The sequence below is a fragment of the Streptomyces coeruleorubidus genome, assembly GCF_008705135.1.
In the GTDB taxonomy this organism is placed as follows: Bacteria; Actinomycetota; Actinomycetes; order Streptomycetales; family Streptomycetaceae; genus Streptomyces; species Streptomyces coeruleofuscus.
This window is the reverse complement of record NZ_CP023694.1, coordinates 3,651,363-3,672,298: the sequence shown is the minus strand read 5'-3', so window position 1 is coordinate 3,672,298 and position 20,936 is coordinate 3,651,363. Positions and strand designations below refer to the sequence as shown.

Below are 20,936 nucleotides of genomic sequence, written 5' to 3'. Positions count from 1 at the left end.
GAGCACGCAATCCTTAGGCCGACAGTCTCCGGATCATGTGGCTCGATCTATGAAAGGTAGGCGCGGGTGGCTCGATTGACCCTGCCCCAGTTGGAACGACACCTGTTCGCGGCTGCGGACATCCTGCGGGGCAAGATGGATGCGGCGCAGTACCAGGAGTACATCTTCGGGATGCTGTTCCTGAAGCGCGCCTCGGATCAGTTCGATGTCGTCCGCGCCCAGATCATCGAGCAGCGGTTGCGCGCCGGCGACTCCCAGAGTCGGGCAGAGGCTGTCGCCGAAGCAAAGGGGTACTACCCCAGCAACCAATTCTTCGTCCCCGAGCGCGCCCGGTGGTCCTACATCGCCGATCATGCCCGCGAGGCGAACCCCGGCGACCTGCTCAACAAAGCGCTTGGCGCGTTGGAAGAACACAACTCGCTTGCTCTCGGCGGAGTGCTGGACCACATCGACTTCACCCGCAAGGTCGGCAACTCCCCACTCAGCGCCACAGCGGTGCGGGACCTGATCGACCACTTCGGCCGCTACCAGCTGCGCAACGAGGACTTCGAGTTCCCAGACCTGCTGGGCCACGCCTATGAGTACCTCATCGGCGAGTTTGCCGATGAGGGGGGCAAGAAGGGCGGGCAGTTCTATACACCTCGTTCTGTGATCCGCATGATGGTCCGCCTCGTGGAACCTCAGGAGGGCCAATCGGTCTACGACCCGTGCTGTGGCTCTGGCGGCATGCTGATCCTTGCCAAGGAGTACGTCGAGGAGCACGGCCAAGACGCTTCGACGCTTGCTGTGTACGGGCAGGAGGAGAACGGAAGCGCCTGGGCGATGGCCCGGATGAACATGCTCCTTCACGGCATGACCGGTGAGGGTATTGCGCACGGCGACACCCTCGCCGACCCCAAACATGAGGATGCGCAGGGCGAACTACTCCGCTTCGACCGTGTCCTCACCAACCCTCCCTTCGCTCAGAACTACAAGCGCAAGGGCATGCCGCACCCTGAGCGCATGGCATATGGCTGGGCGCCGGAGTCGGGCAAGAAGGCTGACCTGATGTTCATCCAGCACGTACTGACGGTGCTGGAGCCGGATGGCGTCGCGGCTTCCGTTATGCCACACGGAGTGCTCTTCCGAGGCGGTGAAGAAGCCAAGATTCGGGAGCAGATGGTCGAGAAGCACCGCCTCGAAGCAGTGATCGGCGTCGGCCCGAACATCTTCTACGGCACAGGCATCCCCGCCTGCATCCTGGTTTTGCGCGGATCGGACGGCCTGCCCGACGACAAGCAGGACGGTGTGCTCTTCATCAACGCTGACCGCGAGTTCACGGCGGGACGTGCCCAGAACACCGTCGACCCACAGCACGACGAGAAGATCGTCACCGCCTTCCGGGAACGAAAGAACATCGACGGCTTCGCGCGGGTAGTCCCATTCGAGGAGCTGCGGGAAAACCGCTACAACCTCAACATCCGCCGATACGTCGACAACACCCCACCGCCCGAGCCGCAGGACGTACGAGCGCACCTGCACGGTGGCGTACCAAAGGCAGAGGTCACGGCCAAGGATGGATTGTTCAAGGCGTACGGCATTGATGTAGCGAAGCTCTTCAAGGAACGGGACGCCGACTACTATGACTTCCCTGAAATCGGATATATGGCGACAGCCGCCAGCATTCCCGCGCTGGCCGCGCCACGTGAGCGCGAGCTCGTAGAGGCATACGGCGAATGGTGGGGGGCGCATGTGAAGCACCTTGTCGCTCTCGGGAGAAATCCTGAGTCCGTCCCAGACGGGAGCGGCGAGTTGATGAAGACACGCGAGGAACTGCTGACGACCTTCACCAGGGACCTGCTGCCGGTGGGTGTGCTTAACCGCTTCCAGCTCTCCGGCGTGATCGCCGCTTGGTGGTTCGAGGTCCAGTACGACCTTAAGAGCCTAGTCGGACAAGGCTTCCACGGGGTGATCGAGCGCTGGGTAGCCAATATTGAGTCGGCCTTCGAGGAACCGGAAGACGCGGACGCCAAGACGCTGACGCGACTGCGAGCCGACCAGCGCAAGGCGAGGGGCCACCGGTTGGTGCCGGCTTTGATCCCCGAATACGTGGAGCAACTAGAGGCCGCAGAGGCATTGGTCGCCAAGCTGGACGGCAAGATCAAGGCCGGGACTCCTAAGAAGGCTGCCGCCGCTGGCGACGACGAGAGCGATGAGCCGGAACAGGACCCGGGGGAGATCCTTAGCGCGCCGGAGCTGCGCATGCTTAGGGCTCAACTGAAGACTGCCAAAACGGAGGTGAAGGCGCTAAGGGCCGCTTTTGTCGATGAATTGAAGAAGGCGGCGGCAGGACTGTCGTTGGAGGGGGCTCAGGAGACGGTCCTAAACTTCCTTGAGAGTGATCTACGGGCAAGGATGGATCGCTTCGTAACAGCAGGACGCCGGGAGCTGGCCGCGACCTACCGGACTTGGGGCAGTAAGTACGCGGTGACACTCGCAGGTCTGGAACAACAGCGTGACGCCGCTGCTGAGCAGCTCGCAGGATTCCTGAAGGAGCTGGGTTATGCGTGAGCAAGCCATGCCGACAGGGTGGCGCCTAGTTTCGTTGGGGGACATTACGATTGAGCGTAGCGAGCGTGTAGGCAGCTCCACTCAGGGTGTCACCGTTCTGTCGTCCACGAAGCATCACGGCTTGGTCCCTTCGAACGATTACTTTAAGAACCGCGTAGTCTATAGCGATGACCTTTCAAGCTATAAAATCGTACGCAAAGGTTGGTTTGCCTACGCGACGAACCATCTGACGGAGGGGTCAATCGGACTCCAGACGGAGCATGAAAATGCCTGTGTCAGCCCGATTTATACGGTGTTTTCCTGCAGGGGCGATATGGTCGATGAAGCCTACCTATATCGCTTCGTTAAGAGCGTACAGGCAATGAATGCCTACGCCACCCACGATCAAGCCTCAGTGGATCGCCGCGGTGCGGTACGGTATAGGGATTTCTCGAAAATTCAGTTTGCCCTGCCCCCGTTGAAGGAGCAGCGCCGGATCGCGGAGATTCTCGACTCAATCGACCGTCAAATCTCGGACGCCCATAGCGTGTCACTCAAGCAGCGGTCCGCTGCGACTGAATTGGTGACTGAAGCGCTAATTCAAGTGCCTCATCGCGACATTCCCCTTCGCGAATGCGTGCGCCCTGATGTGCCGATCGGATACGGAATTGTGCAGGCTGGCCCAAATGTCGATGATGGAGTTCCGTACATTCGCACGGGTGACATGTCTGGTGACCGAATTGACCCTAGTTCACTTCTGCGGACAACGCCAGAAATTTCGGAATCATATGCTCGCACTCGGGTAGTTGCAGATGACCTAGTGGTGACGATTAGGGCAACCGTTGGAAAGGTCCTTGCGATTCCTCCGGAACTCGAAGGTGTAAACCTTACGCGCGGGACTGCGAGAGTGGCGCCGTCGGAGGACTTGGCGCAAGGTTACCTTTTGTGGGCGCTGCGCAGCAGAAGAGCGCAGGCGCAATTTGCGGCGGCCGTGAAGGGGACCACGTTTTCCGAGATCACGCTGGATCAATTGCGTGATCTGCTGGTCCCAGTCCCATATCGGCGGACTGATCAAGAGAATATTGTCCGCTTGATGAAGGCGGCGAATAGACGCGCAGCCACCGAGCAGGCAGTGATCCTCAAGCTTCAGGCTCTCAAGAGGGCACTCGTCGACGATCTGCTCACTGGCCGTGTACGGGTGCCTGTCAGTGCCGACCGGTAGCCTCGACTGATCAGGTGACGCGCCGGGGGAGACGGAGAGCATCGTGTCGGAGTCGGGGTTGGAGTATGTCCTTGTCGAAGAGCCGCTCATCGCGCAGCTCGTGGCGATGGGATGGCGACACGAGCGTGGAAGCACGCCAGGCGCCGCGGAGCCGAAGGATCCGGGGGCATCGCTCCGGGAGTCCTTCGCGGAACCGGTTCTGGAGCGACTCCTGCGGCGCAAGCTTCGGCAACTGAACCTTGACGCGCGCGGTAGCGAGTGGCTGGACAAGGAGCGCATTTCGCAGGCGGTCAATGCGTTGACGCGGCTCTCCTCGACCACCCTGCTGGACGCTAATACGGTCTCGACCGACCTCCTCGTGACCGGCACCACGGTCGACGGGTTGCCGGGCTGGGACAGTGGCCGCGACCAGCGTGTGCAGTACATCGACTGGACGCACCCGGAGCGGAACGACTTCCTCGTCGTCTCACAGTTCCGTATGGACGTGCCCGGGACGTCGGGCCAGAAGTCCGTCGTCCCGGACCTGGTGCTGTTCGTCAACGGCATTCCGCTGGTGGTCATTGAGTGCAAGAAGCCTGCCTTGCATGGCGGTTCTCTCTCCGCAGCGATCGACCAGTTGCGCCGCTACGCTAACCAGCGCGGGGCCAAGACACACAGCGAGGGCAGCGAACCGCTCTTCCGGACCGTCCAGCTCACCGTGGCGACCACGGGTGACAAGGCCATGCTCGGTACCTACACCTCGCACGCCGATCACTACTCCGTGTGGCGCGACCCGTACCCCCTGACCAAGGCCGAACTTGCCACTGAGCGCGGCAAGAAAAAAGACGCCCTGTGGGCGCAGGAGATCCTCGCTGCTGGCGTATTGCGACCGGCCCAGCTACTCGACATCGTCAAGAACTTCGTCATCTTCATGGACGTTGCCACTGACGGTGGTGGTACCCGCCGAGTGAAGATCGCCCCCCGCTACCAGCAGTACCGGGCTGTAAACCGCGCCGTGCGGCGCCTACTGACCGGCAAGACCAAGCAACAGGACGGCAAGGACGACCGCCGGGGTGGAATCGTCTGGCACACCCAGGGGTCCGGAAAATCGCTGACCATGGTTTTCCTGGTGCGCAAGATGAGGTCGACGCCTGGGCTGAGCCAGTTCAAGATCGTGCTGGTCACGGACCGGACGCAGTTGCAGACTCAGTTGTCGAAGACCGCAGTACTCACCGGCGAGAAGCCTGACGTGGTGAAGCGCTCGGCAGGTGTGCCGGCCACTCTGCGGAAGCAAGGCGCTGGCCTGGCCTTCATCATGCTCCAAAAGCAGGTGGACGCCGCCAAGGTGAGGCAGGCCGCCGACGCGGACGCCCTCACCCATGACCGGGCGGTCGGCTGGGGGCAGCTCAACGACAGTGAGTCGGTGTTGATCCTGGTGGACGAGGCCCACCGTTCCCATGGATCCAAGCTGCACCAAAACCTCATGGAGTCCCTTCCGAACGCCGTTCGGATTGGCTTCACTGGGACACCGATCATCATGCGCGCGAAGAACCGCACCACGGATATCTTCGGCACTTTCATCGATCAGTACCGGCTCGCCGACGCCGAGGAAGACGGGGCGATCGTCCCGATCATCTACGAGGGCAGGATCGCCAAGGCCGCGATCGCGGACGCCGAGGATCTCGATGATGCGTTCGCCTCGTACTTCCCCGAACTGACCGACGAGGAATACGACAAGCTCCAGCACCGGTACGCCACGACCAGCGACGTACTCAGTGCCGACAGCCTGATCCTGAAGAAGGCCCGGGACATGATGGCCCACTACGTCTCCAACGTGATGCCGAACGGCTTCAAGGGCCAAGTCGTCGCCTACTCCAGGAAGGTCGCCGTACGGTACCGGGACGCGTTGCTTCAAGCGCGGAACGAACTGGTCGCCGAGGCCGAGAAGCTGTCGCCGGTACTCCTGGAAAAGCCCACCGAGCGACTCACCGCCAAGCAGGCCATCGCGGTTGCCGCGCACAGACAGATTGAGCTGCTCAGAGCTATCGATTTCGTGCCGGTGATCTCTAGCGACAACAACGACAAAGAAGATACGGCCCAGTGGACCGATGAGAAAGGACACGAGGACGTCGTCGAGCGATTCCTCAAGGCATTCCCCGACAAGCCAGCCCCTGGGGAAAAGCCCGTCGCATTCCTCATCGTTCGTACCATGCTGCTGACCGGCTTCGACGCTCCGATCGAGCAGGTCATGTACCTGGACCGGCGGATCAAGGAGGCAGATCTTCTACAAGCCATCGCCCGGGTCAACCGTACCTTTGACGGGAAGGCCGCCGGATTCGTCGTGGACTATGCAGGCATCTCCAAGCACCTCCAGGCGGCCATGGACGCTTACGCTGCCGAAGACGCTGAAGGCGCACCCACCGACTTCAGCGCCGAGATCGCCAGGCTGGAGCCGCGACGCAACCGCCTGCGCATGCTGTTCACTGAGCATGGTGTCACCCCGGCTGGCGACAGGCAGACGATCGAGGAGTGCGTCCAGCTCCTCAAGGACGACGAGCGCCGCAGCCAGTTCGACAGCGCGCTGCGGAAGTTCCTCACCACCGTTGAGACGGTGATGCCGCGGCAGGAGGCGAAAAATTACCTCGCCGATGCCCGGCTGTATGCACACATCAGCACATGGGCGCGCTCCCGCTACCAGGACACCAGTGACTTCGACGCATCTCTCTACGGCGAGAAGGTCCGCGAACTCATCGACCAGCACATCACCGCTCTCGGGGTGAAGCAAGTCATACCGCCGCGCCAGCTCACGGCAGGGGACTTCCGCGACAAGGTCGAGGCGCTGCCCGGTGCCCAAGCTCAAGCGTCGACGATGGAGCACGCCATCCGCCGCCACATCGAGGTGCACCTTGGAGAGGACCCCGCGGAGTACACCAAGCTGCGGGAGCGGTTGGAAGAGATCCTGCGGGACTACGCCGACCAGTGGGACCAGCAAGTGCTGCTCTTCAAGGATCTGACGAGCAAGGTCATCGCTGTCCATGAGGGAAGCAGCGACCATGGGGATCAGAGACTGGCGGCGCTGACTCCGCTGGAGCGGGCGCTTTACGGTGAGATGGCGTCTGAGACGCTTACAGACGGCGTCCTGGCGCAGGAGGTCCATGACCGTCTCGTCCTTGTGGCGGACAAGATCGAAGATGAGGCGGTGAAGCACGTGCGCAAGAAGAACTTCTGGTCCAACCCTGTGGCCCAGGGAGACCTGCGTGCGGCCGTCTTCCGTCTCGTGATCGATCTCGGAGTGGCGGACCCTTCGCAGGTCGACCACCTCGCCGACAGCTTGCTGGACATCCTCGGCCACCACCGCCATTCCCTGCAGAGGAGCAGCTGAAGTGGCCGCGGTCGCGGTGGTGGAGGAGCTGGGCCCGGTTCGTTCGGGTCTGTTGGAGGTCGGCCGCCTGGAGATTGATGTCGTTGTCGTCCCGGACCGCGGAAGTGTGAAGTTGACCGTGGAGCGCGACGCACGAATCACCGCGACTGTCCCGGCTGGTTTGGACACTGCTCGGCTGATCGCGGTGGTGCGGAGCCGGCGACGATGGATTTACGACAAGCTCGAAGAACGTACAGAGGAGGCGGCGCTCCGACCGGACAAGGAGTTCGTCACGGGAGAGGGCTTCCACTACCTCGGGCGTAGCTACCGGCTGAAGATCGTGGATGAGGCTCCCGTGCCCGTGGGATTGGTGCATGGACGGCTCCTCCTACGGCGGGACTGTCTGGACCACGCACGGGACGACCTCATCGCCTGGTACCGCCGTCGGGGGAGTGTCTGGCTGCCGACCCGCGTGGAGCCGTGGGCACAGCGGATGCGCGCGCCATTCCACAACATTGCAGTACGCCGACTCGGCTACCGGTGGGGCTCATGCAATCGAGAGGGTGGAGTCAACATCCACTGGGCCGCCATGCAGCTTCCCTCAAGGTTGATCGACTACGTCCTGGTGCATGAGCTCGCCCACCTGCACAAGCGTGACCACTCTCCGGAGTTCTGGAGCCTCGTCGGCCGTGCCCTTCCGGACTATCGCGAGAGGAGAGACCAGCTAGATCAGTTTGGCGCGCTCCTGTGGCTCCCGGAGCCGGTGACTTCCTCAAAGTAGGCTGCTCAGAGGTGGGTTGTCCGGGAAACGGGTTACTCAGTGGCCTGGTTAGCCGTTACGGTGCGTGGAGAGAGAACAGCACGGGGGAGGCGCCGGTGCTCCCGCACCAGAGGCAGTACGCGCACAGTAAGTTCCGAATGATGGTCGCGGGCAGCTCGGGCAACGAGTTCGAGAAGCTCTTCCACCTCCTGATGGAGCTACGCCACGAGGATTACGTTCCGATCCGGACCGCCGGCAGCATCGGTGACCTTGGTGGAGACGGCCTGCGGACGTCGTGCCGGACCCTGTACGCCTGCTACGCGCCGGAGACCTTTGACTTGTTCTCGGTCAAGAGCAAGTTCCACGGCGACGTGGAGAGCGCCATCATCCAGCGCCCTGAACAGTTCGACACCTTCGTCTTCGTTCACAACGACCAGCGTGGAGGCATCCACCCCGTCATATCGGGGCTTCTCATGGAGGCTGGTCAGAGGTTCCCTCGTGTCATCTTCCAGCAGATGGGACCTCAGAAGCTCTGGAACGAAGCGATGTATCTCGATCGCTTGCAGATGGAGAGCCTGCTCGGGGAGACGATCCCGGTGGAACGGGTCGTCTACAGCATCGGGCTCGCCGAAATTGAGCCCCTGCTGAAGCACCTTGCCCAGGCGCGTCAGCGTGTTCCCGACGCCTCCGTTCCGTTGCCCACCACATACAAGGTCGACTTCAACGGCCTCTCGGAGCAGGCTCGGGCGGTGCTCCAGGCCGGTCGGCCCTACGTCCATCTCGTCGACCAGTACTACCGAGACCTGCTCGACCAGATGGAGCGGGATGAGACGGCTGCCGGATTCCAGGCGTACTACGGTCGGATGCGGCACGAGCATGGCGACGACACGGACGAGATCCTCTGGCAGATGCAACGCTTTGTGCTGGGCCAGGAGGCTCCGCGGTGGGACCGCGATGAAGCTGCAAAGGCTGTCCTTGCGTACTTCTTCGACGAATGTGACATCTTCGAGGTCCCCCCACCGGGCTGGAGACCGATGCACGTAGCGGACGGAGGCGCAACATGATCACCCCAACCAAGGGGATCGCTCCCGACCGGGCCCTACTGGCTGTCGGCGCCCAGATCATCATGCAGCTGGACCGCCCACTCACAGTCAGTCAGACATGGGCCCGTGTCCGCGAGTGGCGGCGAGGACACGACCATCCGGCGCCTGTTTCTTTTGGCTGGTTCGTTCTGGCCTTGGACCTACTACACGCCCTTGATCTCGTTGACCTGAAAGACGACCTCCTCACCAGAAAGGCCGCCCATGCTGCGCCAGCTCAGCGCTGACGATGAGCGGTTCAAGACGGTCACCTTCCAGTCGGGCCTCAACCTCGTTGTAGCGGAGGCCACCGCAGTCTCTCGATCAACCGACAGCCGGAACGGCTCAGGCAAGTCGAGCATGATCGAGCTGCTGCACTTTCTGCTGGGCGCACGAGCGGACAACAAGCATCTGGCGGCCCGCAAAGAGCTGCGCCAGACGGTCTTCACGCTCAGCCTGGACTGGCCCGGCCTGAGTCAGGAGCTGAGCGTCAGCCGGTCCGGCACTGACGTCAAGCACGTCACGCTGCGTCCGACCCTCCCGGATGAACCAGAGTTGAGTGGTTCACCCAGGTCGTCTCTGTTTGGAACCGATGAAGGGCGGAAGGTCCCACTTGCCGAGTGGCAGGCGCTGATCGAGATGCGGCTCTTCGGCCTCACCGGGGAGCACCCTGGAGTCAGCGGTCGAGCACTGCTTGCCTTCCTCATCCGCCGCGTTGGCGACCACGGCTTCAATGAAGCTGTGCGTAGCTTCTCGCGCCAGTCGGAGGCGAAGGCGACGCCGAATCTGGCCTACCTGCTCGGCCTCGATTCCGCCCTTGCCTCCCGGTACCAGGACATCGCGGCGAAGAAGGCTACGCGAGACCAACTGAAGAAGGCTGTTGACGACCCCGTCTGGGGCAAGGTGATCGGTAAGGCGGCTGATCTTCGAGGTGAGATTGCCGTTCGGAAGTCGAAGATCGATGAACTCAAGAGGGAAATCGGCGCGTTCCGCGTCGTTCCCCAGTACGAGGAGCTCAAGGAGCGCGCCGACGAGCTGAGTCGGCGGATCCAAGATCTGGGCACGCAAGATGTGATTGACCGGCGCAATCTCGACCACCTCGAAAAGGCGGTGGCCGAGGCAGTCGATCCCGAAGTGCAGTACCTGGAGCAGGTTTACGGCGAACTGGGTCTCGTACTGCCTGGGCAAGCTCTACGGCGGTTCGAGGACGTACGAGCCTTCCACACCGCGGTGGTAAGGAACCGGCGTACGTACCTCGGCGAGGAGATCGAGGCGACCCGCCGCAATCTTGAGGCCCGGAAATCCGAACGAGCCCGCCTCGACACAGAGCTGAGTGCCGTTCTGAAGGACCTCAGCGAAGGTGGGGCGCTCGACCGTCTTACGGCACTGCAGAAGATCCTGGCTCAGGAAGAGGCACAGCTCGGGGCGCTGCAGCACCGATTGGAAGTCGCTCAGACGGTGGAGGCGAGCAGCCGGGAAATTGAGGCGGCGCGCATCGACCTCGTTCGGGAAGTTGATACTGATCTGCGGGAGAGACAGCAGCAGATCAGTCAGGCAACCGTTTTGTTCCACGAGCTTGCCAGCAGGCTGTACGGCAACGATCGGCCGGCCTACCTCTCGGTCGAGGCCGGGAAGAGCAGCCTGAAGATCGCTCCGAAGATCAGCAGCGATGTGAGCCAGGGGATCAACAAGATGTCGATCTTCTGCTTCGACCTCACGATGGCCGTAATCGGCCATCGTGAGGGTCGGGCTCCTGACTTCCTGGTCCACGACAGTCACATCTTTGATGGAGTCGACGACCGACAGGTGACGCGAGCGCTCGAAGCCGCAGTGGATATCACCGAGGCGGAAGGCATGCAATACATCGTCACGATCAACGAAGACAAGCTCGCCCAGACCCGTAGTCTCGGCTTCGATTCGACGCCCTACGTCATAGAGCCACTGCTGACGGATGCTTACGACGAGGGCGGGCTCTTCGGATTCCGGTTCGAACGGTAGGGATGGCTGAAGACTTCGGGAGCGAGCGCCGCACTTCGGGCAGCCGATCATCGTTCCCAAGCCGCCGAAGTCCCGGAACTGCATCCCGGCGTCCCAGATTGTCTGTTGCATGGCCTTGATCAGCTGGTCTGCGAGCCGATACCGAGGATTCTGCGCACGGCCTCGTTGACGTTGGCGCCGTCTTCGAGGGGGACGTACATCAGCGGACGCAGAAGCGCGGGCAGCGGGGCGTCGTCGAGACGCATCGGGATGATGCGCACGGAGCTGTCGCTGAGCTTGCGTGTGAGGGCGGTCTCCATCTCGGTGTTCACCCACGTGGACTCCGCTGCGTTCTTCGACCAGAACAGCAGCACCGTGTCGACGAGATCCAGCGCTGGTTGACCTTGCCGACGATGGAGTCACCCGGGTGGATCTCCCATTCGTTCAGCCAGACATCGGCACCGGCCAGCTTCACCCGGGCGGCGAAGGGAGTCACGTGCGACTTGTCCCGGTGGTTGTGGGACATGCAGGTGTGCACGGCCTGATGGTCTCACCACAGCATCTTCATAAGCAGGCGTTTCCTGCAGGCCAGGTACAAGTCGCACGGCCGCCCCATCGAGTGATCGCGACCGTCCGTCTCTGGTGTCTGGGCCAGGATTCAGGGGTCATTAGAGTGCGCTGTGTGCAGCGCTTCGTACTATGGGACCTCGATAACACTCTCGTGGACCGGCACGGCACGCTCCCAGACTGGGCCGGGGACTTCGTCGCCCGCCACCGGCTGGGCGACGATGCGCGACAGGAGCTGCTCGACCTGCTCGGCGAGCGTGCCTACCCGCCGAGCTTCGAGGAGATCCGCACCCGGTACCGGCTAGCCAGCACGGCGGACGACTTGTGGCGGTCGTACTGCGCCGACATCGCCGCCATGGTGTCCTGCCCGGCCGACGTCCTCACCGGCTTGGACGAGCTGCGAAGGCACGGCTGGCGCATCGGGATTGCGACCAACGGCGCCACAGACATCCAGACGGCCAAGCTGCGGGCCATCGGCATTCACTCCCGTGTGGAGGGCATCTGCATCTCTGAGGAGGTCGCCGCCCGCAAGCCGGAGCGAGAGCACTTCGCCCAGGCCGCTGCTCGCTGCGGCACCACATTGAGCGCGGGCGGCTGGATGATCGGCGACAACCCGGTCAACGACATCGGAGGCGGCCGGGCTGCCGGGCTCAGCACCATTTGGATCGCTAACGGCTCTCCCTGGCCAACGGACCTTCCCGAGCCTGATCACCGGGTCCAACACGCCCGTGCGGCCATTGAACTGCTCCTGTCCGACAGCGTCACGAGGAGTACGACGTGACAGCCACAGTGGGGCTGCTGCACCCCGGCAGCATGGGAGCAGCGTTCGGTGCCCAGCTGCGTGCCCGCGGCATCACTGTGCTGTGGTGTTCGCAGGGCCGGAGCAACGTTTCCGCCCGGCGGGCTGAGCGGGCAGGACTCGAAGCCGACACCCTTCCCTCGCTCGTGGCCCGCGCGGACGTCCTCCTGGCCTTGTGTCCGCCGGCTGCGGCAGAGGACGTCGCAGCGCAGGTCTCGGAACAGGGCTTCGCAGGCAAGATGTACCTGGAGGCGAACGCCATCGCGCCGGAACGCATGCGTCGCATCGCCGAACGCCTCCCACAGAGCGTGGTCCTCGACGCCGCCGTGGTCGGCTCGCCGCCCGTCGACGGGAAGTCCCCGACCCTGTACCTGTCCGGCCCAGGAGAGCAAGCCGCCGAGGTCGAGGCCCTGTTCACGGACACCGCCGTGCGAACGCACTTCCTCGGCGAGGAGATCGGCAAAGCCTCCGCGCTCAAGCTGGCGTACTCCAGCTACCAGAAGGTCTCTCGTGTCCTGGCTGCCGTGGCGTACGGAGCGGCCGACGCATACGGCGTATCCGACGAGTTGCTGGCGATCGCGGCCAAGCGCACCCAGAGCTACCTCGTTGAGACCGACTACATCCCAAAGACCGCGGCTCGTGCCTGGCGTTGGGGACCGGAGCTGGAAGACGCGGCAGCGTTGCTCGCCGACGCCGGGCTACCGAATGCCCTCATGCACGCCGCTGCTGAAACGCTCGCCCGATGGGACGCCAGCAGGGACAAGCACCTGGATATCGCCCAAGCCTTGAAGATCCTGCGCCCGGAAGGGGATCGGGATCAGGGAGGCTGATCGGTTTCCGTCCACGGCACCTGCTGCGTCCGGCTCTCAGGAGGAACGCCCCGCAGCGCGCACCACCTCGTGGATCCTCTTCGCTGCCTCAGGGGGCGCCGTCTCCTCCGTATCCATGCGCAGGTCCCACTCAGCGTGCGGATGGGCCCCGAGATCAGCCTGTGTGGCGTCCCAGGCAACCAGCCGTGCATCGGTGTCGGTGTCGCCTCGCAGGGGTGAGCGCCGAGCCGTGGTGTCTTTGGAGCACCACAGCAGCACGCGCCTCCAGTGCGCCGGAAATCGGGCGGTGACCAGCTCGATCCCCGCCATCTGGCCGAGGTGCACGACGGGGACCCTGCCGCCTTCCATGGCGTGCTCCAGACCGGCCCGGTCGACCACGTAGATGTTGCCGTACCGGTCGTTGCGGTAGATGACGTCGCCGCGTGCCTCCAGTTCGGCCAGCTGCTCCTGATTGCCCATTCGGTAGCCCTTAGTCCGGCCGCTTCCGATCTTGAGGCGGGTGAAAGGGACGTATCGGGGGTCGAGTTCGGTGAGCGCGGCGGTGACCGTGTCCTTGCCCGAGGCGGGTGGGCCGTACAGCAGGATTCCGTGGTTCTGGGAGCCGGGCATGGCGGGCTTCACTGGAACACCGTCCCGAAGACTTGGCGTACCTGGTCGGTGAGGGATATGGCCGCGCCGAGCCGGTTGTCGACGACCAGGTGCGGCACTACGGGACGCAGCTCGAGGTCGATGGCGGCCGCGTACGCGTCCCAGTTCTGCAGCTTCCAGCTGTCGCGGGCGGCGGAGCGGAAGCTGATGTGCTCGTGCATGGTGTCGAGGTCGCAGAGCACCCACACCACCACGACGGTGACTCCACGTGCTTCGCACCGGTTGATCAGGCGCCGCATCCACCGCTCGTCGGTCGCCTCGGCGACGAACGGCGCCGAGAGGACGGTGCTGATGGCGCAGTCGACGTTCGCATAGGCGGTTTCCAGGAGGCACTGGTATTCCAGTGGGCGCACCTTCTCCCGGTACAGGTCCGTGTGGCGGTCGTTGGGGTCGCTGCCCATCTCAACGAGGAGACGCTCGACGAGCGGCCTGGTGATCGGGTCTTTGTCGAGCACCGGCCATCCGGTGAGCTGCGAGATGAAGCGGGCGAACTCCGACTTGCCGCTTCCCGCATAGCCCCCGACCATCATCAGCGTCGGCCGGTTCGGGTCGCCGCCGGTGTGTCGGCGCTTCCAGGCATCGAGGATGCGCTGCTGTATGCCCAGGCCGTCAACCTGTTCGGTGGCGGGCGTGAGTTGGCTTAGTGCGCGCTCGACGGCCAGGACGTGAGTCCCGTTGTGCGGCTCGGTGGACGCGGTGAACGCGAGCTGCGTCGCCTCGCCGGGGAGTGGGGCACGGAATCCCAGCTCGGGTTCAGTGGCGCGGTACAGCAAGCAGTAGGCGCGGCGGTAGTGCGGTCCGGGATACACCTCGCCCTGCTCGTGTTGCCACAGGGTCTGGAAGTTGGCCGCCGGCACGGCGAGACCGGCAGCCGCGGCGACCTCGCGCAGCCGCTCGCCCGCACCTTCGAGCGTCAGGCCGTGTGTCTCCCGTTGCTCCCTCAGCTTCTCCGGCCGCCATCCCGGACGGTTCCTGCCCACGTGTGCTACCGCCTGCCCGTCGCTAGTCATGATCTGGAGGCTAAGTCTGCCCCTCATGAACTCATGTGTAAGCGGATGTTGAAGAGTCAGGTCGCCAGCCGATGAGCAGCAACGACAACTGTCTGTGATACTCCCCACCCTGCTCTGCCGGTGTCATGGACGCACCCGAAGCAGTGACTGTCCGGCCGCCTCGGACCTCATTGCCCCCGTGAGATCGGACCGCGTTTTCCGCATCTCGATCACGTCATGCGCCCGAAGCGGTTGACCACGTGACAGCACCGCGCCATGGAATGAGAGGCCACCGTGCACGACACGACAGAGCAGGTCTCGGACCAACCCGACTGGTCCCAGCGGCAGATCGCCTACTACCGCGCACGAGCCGCCGAGTACGACAGCGCATACGACGAACGCCTGCCCATGCCCCAGCTCGCGAAAGTCCTCGATGAGCTCCCCATCAGCGGCGATGTCCTGGAGTGCGCGTGCGGAACGGGCCAGTGGACCCAGCTGCTCGCCGACCGCGCGCACCCTGACCGCGCTGGACGCCGCCCCGGAAATGCTCCGCATCGCCCATGCCCGGATGCGAGGTACGGCGAATCGCTTCATCGAAGCGGACATCTTCAACTGGGAGCGGGACCGCCAGTACGACACCGTGTTCTTCGCCGTCTGGCTCAGTCACGTTCCGCCCGTGGAGATGGAAGCTTTCTGGGCCCTGCTGAGGTGGGCGCTGGCTCCCGGTGGCTGCGTTGTCTTCCTCGACGACTCGCTCGCGAAAGCCGAGTTCGAAGAACCGGTCGCCGAGGCACATGTGCCGACAGTGCGCCGTTGTCTCGCCGACGGATCCCAGCACCTCACCGTGAAGGTGCTGCACGACGCCCCCAGTCTCACCTCGCAGCTGAACGACCTGGGCTGGAAAGCCCACATCGAACCGATCGGCGCCTATCGCATGTCCCCAGGAGGGCGCATGACCAGCATCAACGGCTACCCCGCTCGCCCGAGCGTTCGCGCCGGCGAGATACTCCGGCTGCACATCGCCACATCGGCCCCTCGGTTCCGTGTCGATTTCTATCGCTGGGGGACGACTCCTCAGCACGCAGGGCACACCGAGTGGCCTGGCCGCATCGCCGATCCCGGCACATTCGACAGGGACTGGCAGTGGCCTGTGTACGAATTTCTCGTACCGGCGGACTGGAAGTCCGGGGTCTACATCGCGGTCCTGAGCACGGAGCCGGACTCCTGCACGCCGCCGATGGATTCTCGCGAGGCACGGATCCTGCTGGTCGTCACACCCGCCGCTCCCTCGGGCCGCAAGATCCTCTACAAGATCCCGACCTTCACCTACCAGGCGTACAACACGGCCGGCGGCGGCAGCCTCTACAGCGCCTCCCACGTGACCATGCGCCGCCCCGGATGTGGTGTCGGAGGCCCGATCAAAGGGCTGCCCGACCCGTACGACTCCACGTCTCCCCGGCAGACGTTCGCGCACTGGGACGCGCCCTTCGTCGCGTGGATGGAGGAGAACGGGGTAGAGAGCGACTTCTGCACCGACCTGGACCTCCACGAGGGCCGGCACCTGAACGACGGATATCGCCTTCTGGTATCCGCCGGACACGACGAGTACTGGAGCACCGACGTCCGCCGGAACGTCACTGCCTTCCGGGACGCCGGCGGCAGCATCGCCAACTTCGGTGCCAACACCTGCTGGTGGCGGGTGGACGTCGCCCCCAACGGTGCCGGGCTGAGCTGCGACAAGTTTCCTCCCGGAGCCTCCGCCGAGACGGACCCGGACGCCTCACACGGCTGCCCGGACCACTGGTGGGAGTCGGAGCCCGAGAACGCTCTGCTCGGGGTGAGCTACCGCAACGGCGGTGGCCACTGGGACGGCCCTCGTGCACCGCTCGGGTTCACCGTGACGGACGGGGACCACTGGATCTTCTCCGGCACCGGGTTGAGGACCGGCGACGTCTTCGGACGCGAGGCAGCCCTGATCGGCTACGAATGCGACGGGGCGACGTACGAGCTCGACACGGCTGGCCGACCGCGTCCGACGGGCCAGGACGGTACGCCGAAGGACTTCGAGATCCTCGGCATCGCGCCGCTGCCCTCCGACTGGAACTTCGCGGCCCGGGAGCCGACGACCAGCCCTCGCGCGGCCACCCTCGGCCTCTACACCGCGGCCGGCACGGTCTTCACCGCCGCGACCACCGACTGGGCTCGCCTGCTGGCCACCGACCCCCAGGTCGCCTCCATCACCTGCAACGTCATCACTCGACTCTCCTGACGAAGGGATCAACGTGTCTGGGTACACACGTCCGCTCAGCGTGGTCATCGGCGTCAACGGCATCGGCATGGGGCACTCCGTCAGGCAGAGCGTGATCGCCCAGTATCTCCGCGACCGCGGACACCAGGTGCGGATCGTCACCAACGGCTCCTCGCGCGTGGAGTACTTCCGCGACCTCGGCTTTCCCGCATGGGACGGATGGATGCCGACGCTCCTGGCACGAGGCGACCGCATACACGCAAGCGACGCCATACGCGCCAACATCTGGCAGGTGCCCGCCGGCGTCACCAAACACCTGCGTCTACGTCGAATCATTCGGGACACCGGCATCCCGGACGTGTTCATCACCGACTACGAGCCCAACACCCCACGCCTGGCCTACCACTTCGGCAAACCGCTGATCTCCGTCGACCAGCAGAGCAAGTACCGGCACCTCGACCTGCCCACTGTCGGCCGGTACGCCCGCACCGCTGACGCGCAGCGGCTGCGCTACTTCGCGCCCCGTGTCGACCGGTCCTTCATTTGCTCCTTCGTCCCACTGGACGCCGACGACCAAAAGCTGGAGTTAATCGCCCCTGTCGTCCCCGAGGTGGTCCGCTCCGCCCCGGTCACCACCGAACCCCTCGCCACGGCCTACTTCTCGCGCTACTTCGACCACGGTCCGGAAGAGTCCGTGCTGGCCCTCGCCGAGGTCTTCCGCCAGCACGTGCCGGACCGCGTCCTGCGGATCTACGCGCAGGCGGCAGAGACCAGCAATCTGCGCCAGTACGCCAGCGACAGGATCGAGATCTGCACCTTCGACCGCGAGGCGTTCATCCCCGACATGGCACGGTCCGAGGCGGTCTTCTCCAACGCCGGCTTCAACCTCATCAGCGAAGCCTTCGTCCTCGGCAAACCGGTCCACCTGACCCCCCTGCCCACCTACGACCAGCACTGGTGCGCCAAGGTCATCCACGAAGCGGAACTGGGCACTTCAGCACCGCGCATCACCCCCGGAGCGGTGCTCGACTTCCTCAACCGAAGCCAGGAACTGCGCAACAACGTCGTGCACCACCGGGACGAGCACCTCCTGGCCGATCCGCGGGAACGGATCGCCTCCTATCTGGAGAGCCTGCCCGCAGCCAGTCAGCAGACCCTCACACCATCCGCGCGGTAGGCGGCCATGGCGACTTCCTCGCTCCCCGCCCATCTGAACGTCGGCGTGTCAGTGGCCGCCGTCGTGGCCTGCTATCGCTTCGCTGTCTCTCCGGCGGTACGAGCCCTCGCTCGCCGTCGCCGGGTCCTGCTGGCCGTGGTCATCGCGCTTGCGCTCGCGGTACTGGCCGCGTTTCGGCCATCACCGGAGCCGGGCCCGCTGCGCTGGTTCGTCATCACCATGATCATTTTGCTCACCTGGCAGGGCGCGACCAGCGACTACGACGTCACAGAGCCCATCGCTCCTCAACGCCGCGACAAACGGCTGCTGCTTCTCCTCGCAGCCGCCTCGTGCCTGTGGCCGGCGGCCCTGCTGCCGTGGATGACCGTGTACTGCGGCAAGCTGCGCGGCTGGAAACACCACGCGATGATGCCCACGCGTCTCCTCAAGGCGTACCTGGCCTGGTTCCTCGTGGCGCTGCTCTTCGGTGCCACGTGTTCCACAGCGGCACTGCTGTTGGTCCTCGGCTGCGTCTCGCTCTCCCACTACGTCAAACCGGCATGGAGCAAGGCCCGTCTCGGTCCCTACCCCTGGTCATGGACCTGGCACAACCGCACCCACTACCTCATGGCCTCCGCATACTCCTGGGGCTGGGCGCGCTTCCTTCGGGCCGAGACCGTGTCGCGCGTGCTGCGCCGTGCGCGCTTCCTCGATCGTCCGGTCAACTTCCTCGCGATGGCCGTCGAGGCTGCCGGCCTCATCGCGTTCCTCGATCGCCGGCTGCTCATCGCGGCCCTGTTGGCCACCGCGCTCTTCAACGCTGTCGTGGCGCTCTCCTCCGGGATCCTCTTCTGGGAGAACATCGTCACCAACATCGCCCTCGCAATCACGATCACGCTGCTTCCCAGTGGGGAGTACGACGCGGTCTTCGGCTGGTCCGCCGCACTGATCGCGCTCGCCGTGTTCCTGCTCAGCACCGCCGACCTGCTCTGGCAGCCGTGGCACCTGGGCTGGTGGGATTCCCCCTTCACGGCACGCGTCCATTGGCAGGTGGAGACCGTCTCGGGGATGACGTTCGGGCTCTACAACGACTTCATGTGCCCGTACGAGCGCGAGTACGGCCGTGTCCTGGGCTACTTCCTCACCGACGAGCCCGTCCTCCACGGCCACCTCGGCATCGTCTGGGACCGGGAACTCCGTGACCTTCTCGTCCAGGCGGACGGCGACCGGAATCAACTGCGCGCGCTCAAGCAGACCTACGGCCAGGTACAGGCCGACGAGCAACAGGCGCGCGAGCACATCGCCTTCCTCACCAGGATGTTCACCCAGCTCAACGCCGGTGCTCGCAAGAGCCCCTTGCCCCGATCTCTGCGCCGCCTCAAGGCCCCTGGCGGCCAGCTCTACCGATGGGGCGACCTTCCTCGCTATCGCGGTGAGGAACCGGTCCGCCGCATCACGATCCGCTACGAGGAGCGCTGTTACCGCCCCGCCACCGGCGACTTCCTCCTGCTCACCGACCGCACCGTGCAGGAGATCGGCATCCTGCCACCCAGCGCAAACCACGGGAGTACCTCATGCGCAAAGTCTTCGTCGACTGCGGCACGAACCTCGGAATCGTCCTGAACCGCTTCATCCACGAGCTTCCGGGCCACGACTTCTACGCGTTCGAGCCCAACAAGGACCTGATCCCTTCCATCCACCGGCAAGTCGAGCAGGCCCCTCACTCCCCGCGCGTCGAGATCTCCCACAGCGCGGTATGGACCCATGACGGGACGATCGACCTCTTCCTCGGCCACCACGAGAGCTCAACCGTGATGCCCGGTAAGCGCGTGCCGCCGATGTACGACCAGCAGATCGACTACAGCGCGCCGCTCCCCGTCCCGGCGACCGACTTCAGTTCCTGGCTGCGCCGGACGGTCACCGCGGATGATCACGTCGTCGTGAAGATGGACATCGAGGGCGCCGAGTATCCCGTCCTCAGCAAGCTGCTCAGCGACGGGACGATCAATCTCATCTCCGTCCTCTACATCGAGTGGCACTACGACCGCTTCCCCGCCATGAGCCGGGCCGACCACGACCAGGTCGCCAACGCGGTATCCGCCTACGTCGACGTCCGCGACTGGGACTGACCTGGAGAAGAGGACACCACACCATGCACTCGAAGCACATCTACCTGATCAAGCACGGTGAAACAGAGGAAAACCTGCGGGGCATCCACCAGGGCCGGGCTGTCGGCGGCAGGCTCAGCAAGCGCGGGAGCGAGGACATCCGCAAGGTCGGCGACACCCTCGCAGCAGCCGGCGTCACCGTGGACCAGGTGCTCGTCAGCCCGATGTCCCGCTGCCGTGAGACCGCCGCTCTGCTGACCGCCCCGCTCACTCCCGCCGACGTGCGAGTGGACGAGCGCCTTGCCGCCAAGAACAGCGGCTACCTCGGAGGCCGGCCCAGGGAGCTCGCAGCAGCCGAAGCCACCCGCCGAGGCGTCCCGATCCACCAGTTCCGTACGCCCGGCGGCGAGTCGTCCGAGGACGTCCAAAGCCGCTACGTGCAGCTCTGGGAGGAAGTCTGTGCAGGGCCGCACTGCACCACCATCCTCATCGGGCACGGTGGGGGGATCGCCTGCCTGCTGCTGCGTCTGACAGGGAATGGCTTCGACCGCTACCTGGATCACGTCCCTGGATCCGCTGGCGTCACCTGGGTCGAGGTCGACGACGGAGCCCCGCGAATCCGGCTGATGAACGTGCCGGCCGCAGAACTGTCCGGCCGTCTCAACACCCGCCCCGCCCGATGAG

The 20,936-nt window shown here is 64.4% G+C and carries 16 protein-coding genes and 1 pseudogene; 14 read left to right on the top strand and 3 right to left on the bottom strand.

The features are described 5' to 3' along the window. Positions 1-90: 90 nt before the first annotated feature. The 7 genes from CP976_RS16920 (at position 91) to CP976_RS16890 (ending at position 10,928) form a co-directional block, all read left to right on the top strand. Positions 91-2,550 carry a type I restriction-modification system subunit M gene (locus CP976_RS16920; protein WP_229875193.1) on the top strand — a complete coding sequence of 820 codons (2,460 nt, stop codon included), beginning with the start codon at positions 91-93 and terminating at the stop codon, positions 2,548-2,550. Next, positions 2,543-3,751, top strand: coding sequence for a restriction endonuclease subunit S (locus tag CP976_RS16915; protein ID WP_150481128.1), 1,209 nt, complete (start codon positions 2,543-2,545; stop codon positions 3,749-3,751). Before CP976_RS16920 ends, CP976_RS16915 begins: the two co-directional genes overlap by 8 nt. A gap of 43 nt (positions 3,752-3,794) precedes the next feature. Next, a complete protein-coding gene (locus tag CP976_RS16910; RefSeq protein WP_150481127.1) occupies positions 3,795-7,112 on the top strand; it encodes a type I restriction endonuclease subunit R in 3,318 nt (1,105 codons plus the stop codon). Position 7,113: 1 nt separating this feature from the next. Next, a complete protein-coding gene (locus tag CP976_RS16905; RefSeq protein WP_167537350.1) occupies positions 7,114-7,872 on the top strand; it encodes a M48 family metallopeptidase in 759 nt (252 codons plus the stop codon). A 95-nt stretch (positions 7,873-7,967) separates the two neighbouring features. Continuing rightward, positions 7,968-8,915 carry an ABC-three component system protein gene (locus CP976_RS16900; RefSeq protein ID WP_150481125.1) on the top strand — a complete coding sequence of 316 codons (948 nt, stop codon included), beginning with the start codon at positions 7,968-7,970 and terminating at the stop codon, positions 8,913-8,915. Then, positions 8,912-9,178 carry an ABC-three component system middle component 6 gene (locus CP976_RS16895; protein ID WP_150481124.1) on the top strand — a complete coding sequence of 89 codons (267 nt, stop codon included), beginning with the start codon at positions 8,912-8,914 and terminating at the stop codon, positions 9,176-9,178. Before CP976_RS16900 ends, CP976_RS16895 begins: the two co-directional genes overlap by 4 nt. After that, positions 9,156-10,928: an ABC-three component system protein gene (locus CP976_RS16890; protein ID WP_150481123.1), complete on the top strand. Its 1,773-nt coding sequence runs from the start codon at positions 9,156-9,158 to the stop codon at positions 10,926-10,928. Before CP976_RS16895 ends, CP976_RS16890 begins: the two co-directional genes overlap by 23 nt. Before the next feature lie 119 nt (positions 10,929-11,047). On the opposite strand, the pseudogene CP976_RS43730 reads toward CP976_RS16890, so the two are convergent. Further along, a pseudogene (locus tag CP976_RS43730) lies at positions 11,048-11,433 on the bottom strand (toll/interleukin-1 receptor domain-containing protein). Between the two features lie 156 nt (positions 11,434-11,589). Here CP976_RS43730 and CP976_RS16880 point away from each other — a divergent pair. Further along, on the top strand, positions 11,590-12,255 hold the full coding sequence (locus CP976_RS16880; RefSeq protein ID WP_150481121.1) for an HAD family hydrolase: 666 nt from the start codon (positions 11,590-11,592) through the stop codon (positions 12,253-12,255). After that, a complete protein-coding gene (locus CP976_RS16875; protein ID WP_150481120.1) occupies positions 12,252-13,103 on the top strand; it encodes an NAD(P)-dependent oxidoreductase in 852 nt (283 codons plus the stop codon). The genes CP976_RS16880 and CP976_RS16875 overlap by 4 nt, the downstream gene beginning before the upstream one ends. Positions 13,104-13,139: 36 nt before the next feature. On the opposite strand, the gene CP976_RS16870 is transcribed toward CP976_RS16875, so the two are convergent. Next, entirely contained in the window at positions 13,140-13,712 is a 573-nt protein-coding gene (locus CP976_RS16870) for a phosphotransferase-like protein (RefSeq protein ID WP_150481119.1), read from the bottom strand. 8 nt (positions 13,713-13,720) lie between these two features. Then, the gene (locus CP976_RS16865; protein ID WP_150481118.1) at positions 13,721-14,761 is read right to left on the bottom strand and encodes a P-loop nucleotide/nucleoside kinase family protein; all 1,041 of its coding nucleotides are present in this window, start codon (positions 14,759-14,761) and stop codon (positions 13,721-13,723) included. A 412-nt stretch (positions 14,762-15,173) separates the two neighbouring features. Between CP976_RS16865 and CP976_RS44485 the strand changes: the two genes are divergently transcribed. From CP976_RS44485 to CP976_RS16840, 5 genes are read left to right on the top strand one after another with little or no spacing between them, the layout of a single operon-like run. Further along, on the top strand, positions 15,174-17,009 hold the full coding sequence (locus CP976_RS44485; RefSeq protein WP_308429979.1) for a N,N-dimethylformamidase beta subunit family domain-containing protein: 1,836 nt from the start codon (positions 15,174-15,176) through the stop codon (positions 17,007-17,009). Positions 17,010-17,022: 13 nt separating this feature from the next. Further along, on the top strand, positions 17,023-18,165 hold the full coding sequence (locus CP976_RS16855) for a glycosyltransferase family protein (protein ID WP_229875194.1): 1,143 nt from the start codon (positions 17,023-17,025) through the stop codon (positions 18,163-18,165). Positions 18,166-18,171: 6 nt separating this feature from the next. Continuing rightward, positions 18,172-19,767 (top strand): hypothetical protein, encoded by a 1,596-nt coding sequence (locus tag CP976_RS16850; protein WP_150481116.1) that lies wholly within the window; start codon positions 18,172-18,174, stop codon positions 19,765-19,767. After that, positions 19,719-20,273 carry an FkbM family methyltransferase gene (locus CP976_RS16845; RefSeq protein WP_150481115.1) on the top strand — a complete coding sequence of 185 codons (555 nt, stop codon included), beginning with the start codon at positions 19,719-19,721 and terminating at the stop codon, positions 20,271-20,273. Before CP976_RS16850 ends, CP976_RS16845 begins: the two co-directional genes overlap by 49 nt. A gap of 23 nt (positions 20,274-20,296) precedes the next feature. Further along, the gene (locus CP976_RS16840; protein ID WP_150481114.1) at positions 20,297-20,935 is read left to right on the top strand and encodes a histidine phosphatase family protein; all 639 of its coding nucleotides are present in this window, start codon (positions 20,297-20,299) and stop codon (positions 20,933-20,935) included. Position 20,936: the final 1 nt, after the last annotated feature.